Raw genomic sequence first — 17,084 nt, 5'->3', positions numbered from 1 at the left:
CAAGAAAAAGACGACTTCAAGCGCGAGAGTATCCCCTCCTGCACTTCAAGTCGTCTTCTCTGTCTGAGCTGCTGCTGCTGCCGTCGCCGCTTCCAGCCGGCCAACCCTGTATTCGTAATTGCTTGCGCACAGCTGGAGCAATGCCAGCTTCAGCCCGCGCTTCGGGTGAACGATGCGCGGCGCATACCCTCTGCTCCGGCGAAGCGCAGCTCGGACCATGCGAATATTGCTCACGCTGCTTACAATAATCTCATCCGGCAGCGTCTCTCGCTCCAGGTAATAGCTTGCGAGGAAGCGGTCATATGCCGCTAAGGATTCCTTCTCTCCAGTATCCCCAGATGCATCCGCATCGCTCCCATAACCTATCGGAGCCTCGTCCGCAACGCCAGACGATTCCACATCGCATTCAGTACCTGCCCGCTCTGCAGCTGACTTCACAACTCCAGCTTCACAGCTCTCATCCTGTACAGGACCGTTGCTCGCTTCCGCTGCCCCTGAACCCTTCCAAGGCAGCAGCCGCATCTCACGCAGCATGCCCTCTTGCACCGCAGCAATCAGCACGCCTGAGGAGCCGAAGTAGACGACCTCTTGGCTTAGTGTGCCCTCACGGTCTACAATCTGCTTCGCCGGCTTCCGCTCCAGGATGCGAATATGCTCGAGCAAGCTCCCGGCCTGCTCGAATTCCAGCCGCTCCGCATGCTCCTCCATCTTCGCCTTCATGACGCGGATGAGCTCCTCGCCCCTGTTGCTCAGCAGCTCAGCGGCCTCATTCACCCGCCCGCGATACTCCTCCTCGCTAATCATCCCTTCGCACACCCCGCTGCAGCGGCCGAGATGATAGAGCAAGCAGACCCGCTTCGGCATCGGGTCACAGGTCCGCAGCCCATAGTGGGCAATGAGGAACTCCATGAGCGCCGTTCGGAACTGCCTGCTCTTGAACGGCCCAAGTCGTCTCACAGGCGGCTCACTGGAAGGGGCCGCGATGCTCGTCGACGCTCCCATAGCTCTCCCTGTGCGCGAGGCACCTGCAGTCTCTGTGCTCAGCGCCTTCGCAGCTCCCACCGCTCTCTCCGCACGCTCAGCATCTGCAGCTCCTGAGCTCCCTGCCTTCGCAGCAACCCCAGCTACGCCCCCTATTCGATTCCGCTTCCGGTAATGCACACCCAGTCTCGGATACCGTTCCTCCGTCAGATGCAGGTAGGCATATCCACTGTTCTCGCGACGCAGCGCGCGGTTGTATGGCGGCTTGTGCAGCTTGATCAGATTATTCTCGAGCAGCAAGCTCTCGTCCTCATTGTTCACGAGCATAATCTCAATATCCGCGACCTCGCTAACGAGCTGCTGCAGCCGCCGAACCTTATGCCGCTGGTGGAAGTACGACCCTAGACGAGCCCTCAGCCGCTTCGACTTGCCAATATACAGAATCTTGCCTTCCGCATCCTTCATGATGTAACAACCTGGTGCTTCCGGATAGTCAGCCGCCCGATATTGGAAGCTCACTCGCTACACCCCCCGGCTTCTAGCCGAATGGTGATAAGCTGCCCACTTCTGCAATAAGACATCGAGCTCACTCATTCGAATCGGCTTCGACAGGAAGTCCTGCATCCCGCTAGCCAGACAGGTCTGCCGGTCCTCTTCACGCGCGAAGGCTGTTACGGCCACAATGACTGGGGCAGCAGCAGACTGCACCTCAGCTTGCTGCGTAATGATGCTCGCAGCTTCCAGCCCGTCCATGACCGGCATCTGAATATCCATCAGAATAAGATCATAATGAACCTTCATCGCGGCATGAACGGCAGCCTCTCCATTCTCCACTAGATCCGCCTTGTACCCCCGCTTCTCCAGCACCTTCAGGAGCAGCGTCTGATTCACCGCGTTATCCTCAGCAACCAATATACGCATAGGACCGTATCTCGGAGCATCCGCTTGCTCAAGGGCAGGAGAGGCTTCTCCTCCCCCGATTCGTTCCACTTGAGGGGGAGGAGCATCGTCCACCTCATCCACAATCAAGCGCTCGAACGGCATATCGAAGTAGAAGGTCGAGCCTAAGCCTTCCTTGCTCTCGACGTCGATAGTGCCGCCCATGAGCTCGACGAGTTTTTTGCTAATGGATAATCCGAGACCTGTCCCTCCGTACTTACGGTTAATGGAAGGATGCAGCTGAGTGAACGACTGGAACAGCTGGCCCTGTCTCTCTAGAGGAATACCAATTCCGGTATCTCGCACTAGGAAGTTAAGATAGACGAGCTTCCCATCCTGCAAGCTATTCGGCTTCAGCTCAATGTTGACCCAGCCGGATTCGGTGAACTTGACCGCATTGCCGACCAGATTGACAAGTACCTGCCTGAGGCGCGCTTCATCTCCGATGACAACCGCAGGCGCATTAGGTGCTATCGTATACGAGATGGCAATCCCCTTCTCATACACCTTGGCTGAGAATAACTCGACGACCCCCTTCAGCAAGGGCTGCAGTTCAATTGGCTCGTGAGCCAGCACCATCTTGCCTGCCTCAATCTTGCTGAAGTCAAGAATACCGTTCAGCAGCTGAAGCAGCGACTCACTGCTATGGGTAATGATCTGGGCATAGCTCTGCTGCTCCTCATCCAGCTCAGTATCTGTCAGCAGCGAGGTCATACCGATAATGCCGTTGAGAGGCGTGCGAAGCTCATGGCTCATGATGGCCAGGAATTCAGACTTCGCCCGATCCGCACGCTCTGCGGACTCCTTGGCTGCGATAATCTCCTTCTCATCGGTCATATCCCGATACACAATAACAGCACCCTTGCTGACTCCGCCCTCCAGCAGCGGGGTGACTCGGTATTCGGCCAGGAAGCTTGATCCATCCCTCCTCCAGAATACTGCTTCCTTGGTCCGGTAGGAGCGGCTCTCCCTAGCGGCCCTCAGTATAGTCGAGTCTCCGAATGTATACGCACTTCCATTCGCCCTCGTCTGCTCCATCAAGCCCAGGTATGAGCCTCCCAGCATCTCCCGCCGATTGGTATAACCAAGCTTAGCCGCCCCTGCCGGATTAATGAACAACGTCCGTCCTTCGGTATCAATGACGAGGATGCCTTCGGACACCGAATTCAATATGAGTGCATTCTCATTGCTCAGCTTCTCAATCTTCTCTACATAACGCTTCTGATCAGTAATATCACTAGAGATGCCATATACGCCTACGATCTGTTCATCTACGATAATCGGAATATTCGCTACGCTAATGTCCACATCATGGCCATCCTTGTGAACAATCGTTATCTCGTAATTCTGCGGATAGCCTAATGCTGCCTGATTGAAGTGGTAGAGGGTCTTCGGAAGATCCTCCTCCTTCACAATGGGACCGAAGTACATGCCGATCAGCTCATCGAGCGTATAACCGGTCAGCACCTCCAGATTCGCATTCGCGGTCAAGTAATCCCCGTTCAGGTTCATGGAATAGACTGCGGCCGGATTGTATTCGAACATCGACTTGTACCGGCTCTCGCTCTCCTTAAGCTGTCGCTCCGCTTCCTTGCGTGCCGTAATGTCACGTGAGATCGCCACAACCTCCTCTGCCTGGTTGCGGTCATCGACGATATAACGGCTGGTCGTCTCGAACCAGACGTAGCTGCCGTCCTTGCGCCGGAAGCGGAAGGTAATCGTCTCCGAGCCTTGCCCGGATTGGTTCTGCACCAGATAGCTCTGCACCTTGCCCACATCCTCAGGATGGATGAAGCCAAGTCCAGATCGACCGACGATCTCCTCAGGCTCATAGCCTAGAATGCTGCGGCTTGCCGGAGAGGCGAACAGGAAGGTCGCCTCTTCATTGACTGCATGTCTGGAGATGAAGTCGAGGGAGCTGTCGGTAATTAAGCGATAATATCGCTCACTCTCTCTTAATCTCTCTTCCATCAGCTTACGCTCTGTAATGTCCTGAACAAGCGCCAAGAAGTGGAACGGCTTGCCCTCCGAGTCCTTCGTCACCTCCCACTGACCGCTGACGATCCGAATGGAGTCATCCGGAAGCACGATGCGGAAGGCAATGTCCCCAGCGGATGAACCGCGCATTTCCTTCCTAATTGCATCCCTTACTCGCGGAGCATCCTCCTTGTGAATGCTGGAGATTAAGGCGGAATACCCCTTCTCAACCGAGTTGATAGCGTAGCCGAACAATCGACAGGCTTCCTCTGAGAACACCATTCGATTCGTCAGGAGATCCCAGTCTACCGTCCCGATGTGGGCAATGCGCTGCGCCTCAGCCCACTTACTCTCCAGCTTGCGCCGCTCAGTGATGTCCCTGCCAATAGACAGCACGGTCTTCACACGGCCATGCTCATCCAGCACCGCACGCGACAGAATCTCAATCCACAAGTAATGCCCGTTCTTGTGCTTCACTCTGCGAATCATCCGGTTCGTATCTAAGTTCAGATGACCTAGCTCGTTCGTCTCCAGCACATCATCCGGATGGTAGAAGGCCATTCGATTGCTGCCCTGCATATATTCCAAGTCATACCCCAGCTGTGTCTCGACAGAGGGAGAGCTGTAATGGATCGTACCGTCAGGGGAGCTGAATGAGATCAGATCAGGGATGTAATCCAGTATTAACTTGTACATCTCCTGCTCTGCCTTAAGCTTCAGCTCAGCTTCCCTCTCAGTTGTCATATTCCTGATGTGGGTAATGAGATACCCCGGCAAGCCTGCCTCAGCCTCATAGATGAGCTGTACATGAAGCGTGGCCCATATGATATGACCTTCCTTATGCACATATCTCTTCTCGAAGGTATAATCGCCAGTCTCCGACTTCATCATCTCCTGTGTATAGCTCGGCTTCCACAGGTTAATATCCTCCGGGTGGGTAATATCGTTGTACGTGAGCTGCAGCAGCTCTTCCTCTGCGTACCCCAGCATGGTGCAGAAGGCGGGGTTCACGAGAAGGAACTGGTTAGCCCCCACTTCCGATATGGCAATCCCATTAGGAGAATGTTGATACACTACTCTGAAAATATAATCTAAATCAGGCTGCTTCGTCGTCATGGCTATACCCCCTAGAACAGACACGCCCTTCCACCTGCATGGGTTAGAAGGGCGCGCTCATTATGATAGACTTCGGCTGTGTCAGCCGCTTCGCTTAGAAAGCCCAGTTCCCTTGCAGGAAGATCGGCTCCTTGCTGCCATCCGCTGCAATTCCATGAATATCCATGTCTGCAGCGCCGATCATGAAGTCCACATGGGTCAGGGACGTATTCAGGCCCGCTCTCTCAATCTCGTCCTTGGACATCTTCTTGCCGCCTTCCAGACAGAAGGCATAGGCGGAGCCGATGGCCAAGTGGTTGGAGGCATTCTCGTCAAACAGCGTATTGTAGAACAAGATGTTGGAATCGGAGATCGGCGACTTGTGCGGGACAAGTGCGACTTCTCCCAGGTAATGCGAGCCTTCATCCATATCCACTAGACGCTGAAGCGTGTCCTGGCCCTGCTCCGCTGTCACGGATACGATGCGGCCATTCTCGAACGTCAGGGAGAACCCGTCAATAATGTTGCCGCTGTAGCTGAGCGGCTTCGTGCTGCGAACCGTTCCGTTCACGCCGTTCCTGAGCGGAGCCGTGAATACTTCTTCGGTTGGCATATTCGCCACGAATGTCTCGCCATTCGCATTGACGCTGTCCGCCGCCACCCACAGATGACCTTCCGGCAGCTCGATCGTCAGGTCAGTGCCTTGCGCGGTATAGTGAAGCGCCTTGAACTTCTTCTTATTCAAGTAATCCGACTTCTCGTTGAGATTCTGAATATGCTTCTGCCACAGACCGACCGGATCCTCCTGATCTACGCGCACGGTGAACAGAATCGCATCCCATAGCTTCGCAATCTGCTCCTCCTGCGGAAGATTAGGGAAGACCTTCGCAGCCCATGCCACGGATGGCACGGCTACGATGGACCAGCTGAACTTGTCGGCTTGCTGATACTCACGGTACTTGGCCATTGCTGCTGCATAGGTCTTCTGGAAGTTGGTAATTCGCTCAGGAGCAACCCCCTTCAGCAAGTCTGGATCAGAGGAGACGACATGGAGGATTGCAGCGCCGTTCTCCACCAGCTCCAGCATCTCGCCGGCATACCACGTGTGAGGAAGCAGGAAGGATTCATCTGGCGCCAGGTCGTATCTGAGGCGGGTGACTGTCTCGTCAGTCCAGTTGACTTTCACCAGCTTCGCCCCAGCTTCATATCCCTTGCGAACTAGCAAGCGGATGAATTCTGCGGATTCAATGGACCCCACGATGACAAGCGTCTGTCCTTGCTGTACGTTAACGCCCACCTTCACGGCTAGCTCTGCATATTTATCTAATTTTTGTCCGAATTCCATCAGTTAAGTTCCTCCTTCATCTATGTACATCTTAATTACCGCTATCTTCTTCTGTCATTTTACCGTATATCTGCCCCTATTCCAAATGGATAATATAGTGGCAGCTGCCATGGCGATGGCGGTGGAGGAGGATTGGTCAGAAAGGTACTAGCCCTAGCTAGATGAGTCGTTGTACACTCGGAGTACATGTACACTTACATATATTATCCTCATGATAGGAGTTGGTTGAACGATGGCTATGATGCAATGTCAGTTCTTCTCGGAAGTGCTTAGCTTGAATACAACGATGACGGTCATTCTTCCTCAGCAGACGTCGAATCAGATCGGAATGGAGGGGAAGCAGTCGGCGGGCAGAGAGCGCAAGCATCCTGTATTATACTTGCTGCACGGCTACTCCGATGACGATTCCATCTGGCTGCGCCGGACTTCCATCGAACGTTATGCGGCAGCGCTAGGTATTGCGGTCGTTATGCCGCAGGTTCACCAGAGCTTCTATACCGATATGGCTTACGGCAACCGGTATTGGACCTTCCTAAGCGAGGAGCTCCCGGCCCTTGCCCGTTCGTTCTTCCCGCTGTCGGAGGCTCGGGAGGACAACTTCGTCGCCGGCTTGTCCATGGGCGGTTACGGCGCATTCAAGTGGGCGCTTCGCCACCCCAATCGCTTCGCAGCAGCAGCGAGTCTCTCCGGCGCGCTGGACATGGCGCACCCGGAGCCGCTCATCGGGCTGAATCCGTCACGCGAGCCGCTATTGCGCCTCATCTTCGGCGAGAAGGCCGCCGCCTCAGGCGAGGATGATCTGCTCTGGCTGCTGGAGCAGAGCAAGAGCGCCGACGCTGACAGCCGTGCGGCGGCTAGCGGCTCCGCGGCGGGCAGCTCGAGGGCTGGGGGATCGGCGACTGACAGCCGTGCGATGACTAGCGGATCGGTGGCTGGCGAATCGGCAACTGGCGAATCGGTGGCTGTGGCTGGCAGCTCGATGGCTGGCGGTAAGCTCCCGATGCTATACCAGTGCTGCGGCACGGAGGACTTCTTGTACGGGCATAACGTGGCCTTCCGGGATGCCTGTCTAGCAGCAGGTACGTTCGAGCTTACCTACGAAGAAGGTCCCGGCAACCACGAATGGGGCTACTGGGACCGCAAGATTCAAGATGTGCTGGCATGGCTGCCTATTAGGCGAGGCTAATCAACTGTGATAATAAGCTAGCCGCGGAGCATACCGCGGAACGCGATGCGCCTCTATGGCTCTGGGATAACAATCCCAGTACCCATAGAGGCGTATTTTCATATGCTCCAAGGCTATCTGAGTATCCCTCTCTCCCCCTCCAGCAGTCGACGTCTCTTCCCACACAGACCGCGCTAACCCGGACCTTTGTACCCACCCCATTAACTGGAAGCTAGCTTCCAGTCTTCACAATATCCATACATTACCAAAATAATCGGATAACACTTCCCTGTTAATCTAGCTGAGGTTGTACAAAAGGACCAGCTTATGGGTCCATGTACTTAAGAAGCGGCTTGGGAGGGATTCAGCCCATCAATTCAGACGACGCGGGCTGTCGAAGAATGTATTTTTATTAACCAATAAAAATAAATAGCCAATGAAAGGTGACATCCATTCCATGCAAATGAAAAAAGCTCTAGTCATCTCCGCACTCGCTACAGCGCTTAGCGCAACTTCAGTCAGCACCGCTGCTCTTGCTCAGTCCTCCCAGACTACTCAGACATCTATCGAGCAAACTATCTATTCCGTGAACGGCAAAGACGAATCGCTGCGCACCATCGTATCTGGCGACATCATCCTCACTTCGGTCCGCGACCTGAGCAATGCGCTCGGCGCAACTGTAACTGCTGCTAACGGTACGGTAACCGTTCAATTCAAGGAAGAGACACTGGTTCTAACCGCTGCTTCCGAGGAATTCTCCATCACTAAGGTGAACGGCTACAACTTCGTCGCTGCTGATGCATTCGCTGAAGCTCTAGGCGTCACTTACTCGGACAAGGATGGCAAGCCTTCCCTCTCATCGGCTGATCTGCTTGAAGCCGTCGAGACCTCACGCTTCCTGGCAAGCGGTCAACTGCTCGTAACCAAGACAACGGACACTGGGCGCACCGATTACATCGTGGATGCAGCAACCGGCGAATATAAGGAGCTGTTCACCTCTGCAGACACTTCTGAGCTGGTCATCTCCCCGAGCGGCGAGCAAGCGGTCTACTCCGATGCAGAAGGCAAGGTCTACTCCCTTGACCTGAGCAGCAAGCAATCCAAGCTGCTTAGCGAAGACCTGACGATCAAGAACGAGCTGCAATGGTCCGCCGACGGCTCATCCCTGTACTTCCTGCAAGGTGACAAGAGCTCTGTGATTGCGAAGATTACCGTTGCTGACGGAACGGTCTCCAAGGTATTGGAAGACAAGGTAGACTACAAAGCCAATCTTAGAGTATCCGCCGACGGCAAGAAATTCTTCTACAACGTGTTCAAGCAGCCAAAAGTAACGGCAGATGGTACGAAGGATGTTGAGCTGGACGATGTAGCCATTGATGCTACCGGCACAGAGCCGCAAGTGTACAGCTATGATGCTTCGAATGCCACGAACAAGCCTGTTCAGCTAACGACTGAATCAGAAGACAAGGTATTCCTGGAACTGCTCGCTGACGGCAGCAAAGCGTTCTTCGTCAGCCTGAGCAACAATGAGGAAAGTACAGGAAGACTGTTGTCCGTAGACAGCAGCAAGCAGATTACAACGGTGTTCAAGGATAGAGATGTGTACCAGCTAGTGAACAACGGCACCAAGCTGTATCTGCTCACGGCAGGCGTTGGTGCGACGAGCAATATCTACGAGGTTGACCCAGCAACTGGCCAGAGCAAGCTGCTAAGAGTGGTCAAGGATACCGTATCCGAGATTGTTGTATCCAAGGAAGGCTCCATCGTCGTGGTCCAGGATGGCGTGCTGCGCGTCCTAGTCGAAGGCAAGTGGCTGAACCTGACGAAATAATCAATTATCCCAACCTCAAGACCCATTAACCTTAAAGGAGATTACAAACTCATGAAATGGTTCAAATCAATCGCAATGCTGGCCTTGCTTGCTGTGTTCACCCTTAGCTCCGTCCATATCCCAACTGCTGAAGCGGCAAGCAAGCTTAGCGGCAAGATCGTCATTAACGGTTCCTCTGCCCTCCTGCCTCTTACTCTTCAAGCTGCTAATGAATTCAAGAAGCTTCATCCTAAGGTGAAGATCTCTGCTTCCGCAGCTGGTTCCGTAACCGGTCCGCAAGCGGTCCGCAAGGGCATCGCTAACATCGGCGCAGTAGACTGGGACGCGTCCAAGGACGTTCCTGGCTTCAAGAAGTTCGAAGGCCAAGTGCCGCACAAGGTTGCTGTCATCCCGTTCGCAGCCGTTGTGAACAAGAGCGTATCGGTAACGACGCTTACGAACAAGCAGCTTCAGGGCATCTTCTCAGGTAAGATTACGAACTGGAAGGATGTTGGCGGCAAGGATGCGAAAATCATCGTCGTTAACCGTACCTTCGGCTCAGGCACACGCGTTAACTTCCAACAGAAGGCGCTGCTTGGCACGGCCTTCATGACGAAGGGCGACAACTATAAAGAAGTGAAAACAAGCGGCGACATGAAAACCGCGATCGAGACTACACCTAACGCCATTGGATACATGGACCTTGCCTATGTAACAACGAAGATGACCGCTCTGAAAATTAACGGCGTTGCTGCTACAGAAGCTAACGTTGTGAACGGCAAATACAAAGTATGGGGCTATGGCTACTACATGACGAAGGGCCAGCCGACGGGCGCAACGAAGGAATTCATCGCTTATGTTCAGAGCGCGAAGTTCCAGAACGGTTCGCTTAAGAAGCTGAAGTTCATACCAATCTCCGCTATGAAATAAGCAAGCGAGTGACTCTGATTAGGATACATCGCTTGTCCGATTGATACCATGAAGGAGCGGCCGGCTTGTACGCCTCTAGGCGACTTGCTGGCTGCTCTTTATTGAAGGAAGGGATCGAACGCTTATGTTAGAAAGTGCACCTGCAAGCAGGCCCGCTGCCGCAGCGGAGCTGGGAGCAAGCTTGCTGTCCGGTTCAGGCAAGGCCTTAGACCGCAAGACCAGGCTGTTCCTGGCTAACCGGCTGTTCCGTTACATCTGCACCGGCTGTGCCATATTCGTCTGCCTTATCTTATTCGCCATTCTGTTCCTCATGCTGCGAACCGGATCACTAACCTTTACCGACGTGTCATTCGCGGAGTTCTTCCTGTCTGCAGAATGGAATCCGGAGAACGAGCAGTATGGTGCACTTATTTTCATCTTCGGTACCTTCGCACTGACGCTCCTGACGCTAGTCATCTCTGTACCGATCTCGGTTATGATTGCGGTGTTCCTATCTGTATTCGTACCGGTCTGGATGCGGAATATGCTCCGGCCTGTGATGGACCTGCTCGTCGGCATTCCGTCGGTTGTGTATGGCTACCTCGGCCTGACTGTACTCATCCCTCTGCTGCGAGATGTGACCGGGATGGGGATGGGTGATGGTCTGCTTGCCGCAGCCCTCGTCCTGACGGTCATGGTGCTTCCAACGATTAGCCGAATTAGCGACGATGCCATTAGTGCTGTCCCTAAGCGGTTCAGCGATGCATCGTATGCGTTAGGCGGCACTCGATTCCAGACCGTCTGGAAGGTGCTTATCCCCTCTGCCCGGAGCGGTATTATGTATGCCGTCATTCTGGGTATGGCTCGCGCGATTGGCGAGACGATGGCTGTCGTCATGGTCATCGGCAATACGCCTCAGCTGGCGAATACACTATTCAAGCCCACATCCGTGTTAACGAGTAACATTGTTATGCAGATCTCCAATGTGCCGTTCGACTCCACTTGGAACTACGCCCTCTATCTGATGGGCTTCCTGCTGCTCGTTATCTCCTTGCTCATGATCGTCGCGGTTCGTTGGCTGCAGAAGAGAGGGATGGCATCGTAATGAATGATGTGAGAAGCGCCGCAACCACTGCTGGAAGCAGTACTATGTCCGCCGCTTCGTTCCGCAAGGGACGCAGCTTGAATCGGTTCAACAATAATGTCTTCACCGGGGTGATATGGGCTGCTGGAATAGGTATCGTCGCCTTCATCTTCGGGTTGCTCTTCCTTATTCTTCAGGATGGCTTACCTAAGCTGAGCTGGGGCTTCCTGTTCGGGTTGCCTAGCGAGATTGAAGAAGGCGGCGGGATCGGACCAGCCTTGTTCAACTCGTTCTATATTCTCGTGCTGTCGCTGCTCATTGCCGTTCCTCTAGGGATGGCAGCCGGAATCTATCTGGCTGAGTTCGCACCAGACAACAAGTTCATCGGCTTCATACGCATATGCGTGGAAGGGCTGGCCTCTGTTCCTTCCATTATATTCGGCCTGTTCGGCATCGCGATCTTCGTCGAGGCGTTCGAGATTGGCCTAACCATTATTGGCGGAGCGGTAAGCCTGGCGTTCCTTAACCTCCCCGTGCTGACGCGGGTGACCGAGGAGTCCATTCGTGCGGTGCCTTCTGAGCTGCGCAATGCTTCGTTCGCGCTGGGGGCTACTCATCTGCAGACGATTACACGTGCGCTCATTCCAGCCGGTTTGAACGGCATCATTACCGGGATCTGTCTAGTTGCGGGGCGCGCCTTCGGCGAGAGCGCGGTTATTATATTGACTGCTGGGGTAACCACCTCCGGCGAGATGTGGGACTTCAGCTTGTTCTCACCCGGCGAGACGCTGGCCGTCCACCTCTGGTATGTCCAGTCTGAGGCTATCGTTCCCGATGCCGGGGACATCGCACAGAAGGCAGCTGCGGTACTCGTATTCGTCGTTCTGCTCATTAACGTGCTCTTCCGCGTGCCCCTGTGGCTGAATTCGCGCAGAATGCGGGGGTAGGAGCGGGTAGGCGGAGCCTAGTGGAGCCTTGCGGAGCCCTGCGGAGCCCTGCGAAGCCTTGCGAGGCCTTGCGGAGCTTTGCGGAGCCTTGCGAAGCCTTGCGAAGCCTTGCGGAGCCTTGCGAAGCCCTGCGGAGCCTAGTGGAGCCCAGCGGAGCCTATACAAAAAAAACGTTAGTTCCTTAAGGGGAGCTAACGTTTTTTTGTACCATAGGAACCATTCTACCAGCCTAAGTCCAATGTCTTCCCTGTCTCGGCGAGCGTCTTGACGCTGCTAAGAATAACCGACCATCCCTCCCCAGCGTTCGCATAGGAAGGATTGTGGTCCTCCCATTGGTCTTGAATGAGCGTCAGCTTCGTGCACGCGCCGACCGGCTCAAGCCTAATGGTCACCCTTGTCTGCAGCTCGGCATGATTGTCGCGATAAGACGGACCTGGATGCTCCGTATAGCTGAATCTAACCTCTGGCTCGAAGGCCTGCACTTCCCCGTAGATGTGCACCGTCTCCGCTCCATCTTGTCCAGGGCCTACGTACTCTATCGAGGAGCCGATCTCGAAGGTGGAGCGAATCTCACAGCCGAACGTTGTTTTCCTCACCCCATCGGGCAGGATGAGAATATCCCATACCTCTCTGGGGCTTGCCCCAATATACAGTTGATAGTTCAGGTCTGCTAACATAGATGGATTACGCTCCTTTGCCGCCGAGTGTCTGAAGCTTCGTATGCTCCATCCCCGCGATAAGTGGTCTTGCTTGTGCAATGAGTGACTGCGTGTCTTCCATGGTGAGCGACTGGGCATGGGCCTCCGCACTGCTCCATACTTCAGTAATCCAGATAGCATCCGGCTCCTCGTCCGATATGCTGACGACATAGAGGTCACACCCCTCTACTTCCTTCAACTCCTCTGCTGCTGTTAACAAAAGATCAGCAAGCGCATCCCGCTTGCCTGCCTGAGCCGTGAACTTGCCTATCAATCCGAACTTCACACTCATACCGCCAGCCTCCTTCGCTGTTACCTGTTGATATAACCAGTATAGACCGCTATCCCTGACAGATACGGTCAGTCAAGGTGCAGCGGCTGTATAATCCATACGGGGGTGAATAATTCGTCCTCACTTAACATAGCTTGTAATGTACTCAACCTGCACAGGAGGTGGCTAAGCTTGCGATCCTTACCCTTCATCAGCTTGATTCTAGTCATAATTGGCGGCTTGAACTGGTTAATCATCGGACTCTTCGACCGCAACATTGTAGCAGAGGTGTTCGGGGGCACGGAGAACGACATCCTGCTCCGAATTGTCTACATCCTCGTCGGCGCCGCAGCTATATACTTGTTAGTTAACCTGTCGAAATACAGACGAATATAAAATGAGAACAGCCAGCGGGGTTCACGCCCTTGCTGGCTGTTTTTTGTCCTATCCACGCTCGCATGTCTTCGCTAGCTAACCAATAGGTGCAATTTATACCCTATCCACGCTCGCTTGACCTCGCTAGCTAACCAATAGGTGCAATTTTGGACCTCTGTCAAGAAAGTAGACACCTGTTATGCCGCTTTTCTCTTGTTAAATTTTGCAGCAAACTGGACTGGAGATAAGTAGCCAAGTGCACCGTGGATTCGTTTGCGGTTATAGAAAAACTCAATATACCTGTAAATCTCATCGTATGCCTGCTGTTTTGTTTTAAATCGTTTGCGGTAGACAAGTTCCTTCTTAAGCAAGCTATGAAATGACTCCATACAGGCATTGTCATAGCAGTTGCCTTTCCGACTCATGCTAGGCTTCATTTTATAGGTTTTAAGTTGTTGCCTATAATCATGAGAGGCATATTGACTCCCGCGATCTGAGTGATGAAGCAGCCCTTTTTTTGGTTTTTTAGCTACGTAAGCGTCTTGCAGGGCACCAAGTACTAAGTCGGTTGTCATACGGCTTCCAAGACGCCAGCCTACGATTTCGCGCGTGCAAAGGTCCAGGATGCTTGCTAGGTAGAGGCGACCTTCTCTGCAAGGAATATAAGTAATGTCCGCCACCCAAACCTGATTAGGTTTCTCTGTTTTGAAGGCTTGATTTAGCACGTTAGGAGCTATGGGTAAGTCATGGTTAGAGTCCGTTGTTTGTACCTTGTACTTATGAGAGACGCAGGACCGTATTCCAAGTTCCTGCATGTATAGGCCTACGGTCCGCTCGGAAACAGTAATATCTTCGTTGTGAAGGAGATAGGTAATCTTCGGAGCCCCATAGCACTGGTATGAATCGTGGTAATGAAACACAATTCTCTCCATTACCGCTAGCCTACGCAGTTCTTGGTTGCTTGGACCTGTGCTTTTCCATTTGTAGTAACCGCTGCGTGAAACGCCCATGACTTCGCACATCTTCTTCAAATTGAACTCAGAACAATGATCCTTTATGAACTGGAATCGTCGTTCTTTGGCTTGCTGAAGATGTGCACAGCCTTTTTTACAATCGCGAGCTCCTCTTCTACGTCAGTAATCCGTTTATCTCTTAAACGGAGTTCACGTTCCTGCTCTTTTAGGAGTTGCTCTAATTGACGGATACGGTCCATACTGGCTACCGATTCATTTTTGAATTCCCGATACTGTGCTTTCCAACCATGCAATGTCTTTGCGGGGATATCCAGTTCGAGGGCGATGTCCTCCACCGACTTTGTCTGCTCTTGCAGATACTTTACCGTCTGTTTCTTGAATTCTTCGTTATATCGTTTCCGTTGTTCACCCATTGTGAACACCTCCTATTTCATTCATTATCGAATTCTCTTAACGAGGTGTCCACTATTTATTCTACTTGCATTTACACCCTATCCTCACTCGCATGACCTCGCTAGCTAACCATTAAGTGCAATTTATACCCTATCCACGCTCACATGACCTCACCAGCTAACCAATAGGTGCAATTTATACCCTATCCTCACTCGCATGACCTCGCTAGCTAACCATTAAGTGCAATTTATACCCTATCCACGCTCGCTTGACCTCGCTAGCTAACCATTAAGTGCAATTTATACCCTATCCTCGCTAGCATGACCTCGCTAGCTAACCAATCTAAGAAACTAAATTGTTCACTTAGCTCCGTGGACAATACCGTTTTTAGAGGGACCTAAGTAGTAACCATTTTTGCACCTATTACAGCTTACCAGTCGTCGCTGGGATCGATTTGCACCTCATTCAGCTCGCCAGACATCGTCGGGCTCGATCTAAGTGTGCATCTGTGCACCTTCCCCACTCCGACCCGTCGGCTGTTACCACAACTCTCCATCGGTTGTTATTAGAGTCATTATAAATTACCATTAGAGAGTAAGTTCCATACTGCCTGATGGGAATCCATCAGATGAATGGACCAGAGACAACACATCATTCCCACAACTACAAGGAGGGATATTCCACTTGAGTTCCAACACTAAGCAAGTGCAAGCGTTGTTCGCTCCATTCCATTCGGCTAATCTGTCATTAGATAACCGCATCGTCATGGCACCTATGACGCGCGGGTTCTCGCCGGGCGGTGTGCCTGGGCAGGATGTAGCGGACTATTACCGCCGTAGGGCCGAGAACGGCGTCGGCCTCATCGTGACCGAAGGCACTCTGATTAACCATCCGGCCGCAGGTGGAAGCAAGAGCTGGCCTAACTTCTACGGCGAGGAAGCACTGCAAGGCTGGGCGAATGTAGTCTCCTCTGTTCACCAAGCAGGGGGCCGCATCGTCCCTCAGCTATGGCATATCGGCGTTACCCGTCCGCCTGGCACGGGTGCACATCCTGAGGCTGTAACTGTCAGCCCATCCGGCTATAATCTGGCTGGAGAGCACGTTGGCGAGCCCCTCTCCGAGGGTGAGATTGCCGATCTCATTGCCGCTTACGCGCAAGCTGCCGCAGATGCGAAGCGTATCGGATTCGACGGGCTGGAGCTGCATGGCGCTCATGGTTATCTCATTGACCAGTTCTTCTGGGGCGTAACCAACCGCAGAACCGACCGCTTCGGCGGAGATCTGCTCGGTCGCACCACCTTCGCTGCAGAGATTATCAAGGCTTGCCGTGCGGCCGTCGGTCCAGACTTTCCCATCATCCTTCGCTATTCCCAGTGGAAGTCAGACGCCTATGATGCTAAGCTAGCTGATACTCCTGCTGAGCTCGAACGCTTCCTGAAGCCGCTCACCGAGGCAGGCGTTGACATCTTCCACTGCTCGACCCGCCGCTTCTGGGAGCCTGAATTCGAAGGAGACACGGAGCTGAACTTAGCCGGTTGGACGAAGAAGCTGACAGGCAAGCCAACCATTACTGTTGGTTCCGTAGGGCTTGACGCAGAGTTCACCAAGCTGTTCAAGGAAGGCAAGGGAGCAGAGACGGCTAGCTTGGAAGGCTTGCTCGAGCGGCTGAGTCGCGGGGAATTCGATCTCGTAGCCGTCGGACGAGCTCTGCTCAACGATCCAACTTGGGTGGACAAGATTCGCGAAGGACGTGACGACGAAGTGCTTCCCTTCACACCGGAAGCAACCAAGACTCTTCACTAAATGACCAGAGATCCTGAGTTCGTAAGTTCGTGAGATCCTGAGTTCGTGAGATTCTGAGATCCTGAACTTGGGATTCAGGATGGTCAATCATGAATGTGACACAATCTATAGCTGCCGCGTGGCCAGTTAACGGAACTCACAGACCTTATTCGGATGTATATCGGCCTTCTGCGAGATCTTACGGAACTGAGCGCTCTTATATGCGTTGCAAAGCGAGGTTGAACGTCTCAATTGGCCCAATAAGCGCTCCTAGTTCCGTCCCTCGTATTTAAGGGGCTTTCTCACGAATGCTCACTCATTCGCAGGATTTCATTACAA

At 53.3% G+C, this 17,084-nt stretch carries 14 protein-coding genes; 7 read left to right on the top strand and 7 right to left on the bottom strand.

Features of this window, described 5'->3' with window-relative positions:
- Positions 1 to 45: 45 nt before the first annotated feature.
- The 3 genes from ACFO9Q_RS20720 to ACFO9Q_RS20710 form a co-directional block, all read right to left on the bottom strand.
- Positions 46 to 1,500 (bottom strand): GIY-YIG nuclease family protein, encoded by a 1,455-nt coding sequence (locus tag ACFO9Q_RS20720; protein WP_379185481.1) that lies wholly within the window; start codon positions 1,498 to 1,500, stop codon positions 46 to 48.
- A 3-nt stretch (positions 1,501 to 1,503) separates the two neighbouring features.
- Positions 1,504 to 5,013, bottom strand: a complete 3,510-nt coding sequence (locus ACFO9Q_RS20715; RefSeq protein ID WP_379185480.1) for a PAS domain S-box protein — start codon at positions 5,011 to 5,013, stop codon at positions 1,504 to 1,506.
- 94 nt (positions 5,014 to 5,107) lie between these two features.
- A complete protein-coding gene (locus tag ACFO9Q_RS20710) occupies positions 5,108 to 6,340 on the bottom strand; it encodes an aminopeptidase (protein ID WP_379185575.1) in 1,233 nt (410 codons plus the stop codon).
- Positions 6,341 to 6,569: 229 nt separating this feature from the next.
- Between ACFO9Q_RS20710 and ACFO9Q_RS20705 the strand changes: the two genes are divergently transcribed.
- The 5 genes from ACFO9Q_RS20705 (at position 6,570) to pstA (ending at position 12,252) form a co-directional block, all read left to right on the top strand.
- A complete protein-coding gene (locus ACFO9Q_RS20705; RefSeq protein WP_379185479.1) occupies positions 6,570 to 7,523 on the top strand; it encodes an alpha/beta hydrolase in 954 nt (317 codons plus the stop codon).
- Between the two features lie 436 nt (positions 7,524 to 7,959).
- Positions 7,960 to 9,333 carry a hypothetical protein gene (locus tag ACFO9Q_RS20700; protein ID WP_379185478.1) on the top strand — a complete coding sequence of 458 codons (1,374 nt, stop codon included), beginning with the start codon at positions 7,960 to 7,962 and terminating at the stop codon, positions 9,331 to 9,333.
- A gap of 51 nt (positions 9,334 to 9,384) precedes the next feature.
- On the top strand, positions 9,385 to 10,242 hold the full coding sequence (locus tag ACFO9Q_RS20695; protein ID WP_379185477.1) for a phosphate ABC transporter substrate-binding protein: 858 nt from the start codon (positions 9,385 to 9,387) through the stop codon (positions 10,240 to 10,242).
- A 124-nt stretch (positions 10,243 to 10,366) separates the two neighbouring features.
- Positions 10,367 to 11,326 (top strand): phosphate ABC transporter permease subunit PstC, encoded by a 960-nt coding sequence (gene pstC / locus ACFO9Q_RS20690; protein ID WP_379185476.1) that lies wholly within the window; start codon positions 10,367 to 10,369, stop codon positions 11,324 to 11,326.
- Between the two features lie 44 nt (positions 11,327 to 11,370).
- Positions 11,371 to 12,252, top strand: coding sequence for a phosphate ABC transporter permease PstA (gene pstA / locus ACFO9Q_RS20685; RefSeq protein WP_379185574.1), 882 nt, complete (start codon positions 11,371 to 11,373; stop codon positions 12,250 to 12,252).
- A 221-nt stretch (positions 12,253 to 12,473) separates the two neighbouring features.
- Here the strand turns inward: pstA and ACFO9Q_RS20680 are convergent, their stop codons facing one another.
- Together ACFO9Q_RS20680 and ACFO9Q_RS20675 are read right to left on the bottom strand one after the other, a co-directional pair.
- Positions 12,474 to 12,929 carry an SRPBCC domain-containing protein gene (locus ACFO9Q_RS20680; protein ID WP_379185475.1) on the bottom strand — a complete coding sequence of 152 codons (456 nt, stop codon included), beginning with the start codon at positions 12,927 to 12,929 and terminating at the stop codon, positions 12,474 to 12,476.
- A 7-nt stretch (positions 12,930 to 12,936) separates the two neighbouring features.
- Positions 12,937 to 13,242, bottom strand: a complete 306-nt coding sequence (locus ACFO9Q_RS20675) for a putative quinol monooxygenase (protein ID WP_379185474.1) — start codon at positions 13,240 to 13,242, stop codon at positions 12,937 to 12,939.
- Positions 13,243 to 13,413: 171 nt separating this feature from the next.
- On the opposite strand from ACFO9Q_RS20675, the gene ACFO9Q_RS20670 reads away from it, so the two are divergent.
- A complete protein-coding gene (locus ACFO9Q_RS20670) occupies positions 13,414 to 13,617 on the top strand; it encodes a DUF378 domain-containing protein (RefSeq protein ID WP_379185473.1) in 204 nt (67 codons plus the stop codon).
- A 176-nt stretch (positions 13,618 to 13,793) separates the two neighbouring features.
- Here ACFO9Q_RS20670 and ACFO9Q_RS20665 read toward each other — a convergent pair whose 3' ends face one another.
- Together ACFO9Q_RS20665 and ACFO9Q_RS20660 are read right to left on the bottom strand one after the other, a co-directional pair.
- Positions 13,794 to 14,654, bottom strand: coding sequence for an IS3 family transposase (locus tag ACFO9Q_RS20665; RefSeq protein WP_379185573.1), 861 nt, complete (start codon positions 14,652 to 14,654; stop codon positions 13,794 to 13,796).
- Positions 14,651 to 14,983 carry a transposase gene (locus tag ACFO9Q_RS20660; RefSeq protein WP_379185472.1) on the bottom strand — a complete coding sequence of 111 codons (333 nt, stop codon included), beginning with the start codon at positions 14,981 to 14,983 and terminating at the stop codon, positions 14,651 to 14,653. Before ACFO9Q_RS20660 ends, ACFO9Q_RS20665 begins: the two co-directional genes overlap by 4 nt.
- Positions 14,984 to 15,647: 664 nt before the next feature.
- On the opposite strand from ACFO9Q_RS20660, the gene ACFO9Q_RS20655 reads away from it, so the two are divergent.
- Positions 15,648 to 16,766 carry an NADH:flavin oxidoreductase gene (locus ACFO9Q_RS20655; protein ID WP_379185471.1) on the top strand — a complete coding sequence of 373 codons (1,119 nt, stop codon included), beginning with the start codon at positions 15,648 to 15,650 and terminating at the stop codon, positions 16,764 to 16,766.
- Positions 16,767 to 17,084: the final 318 nt, after the last annotated feature.

The organism is Paenibacillus sp. GCM10023252 (assembly GCF_042653305.1).
GTDB lineage: Bacteria > Bacillota > Bacilli > Paenibacillales > Paenibacillaceae > Pristimantibacillus.
The sequence above is the reverse complement of the archived record's forward strand: the minus strand, read 5'-3'. Positions and strand labels throughout refer to the sequence as shown.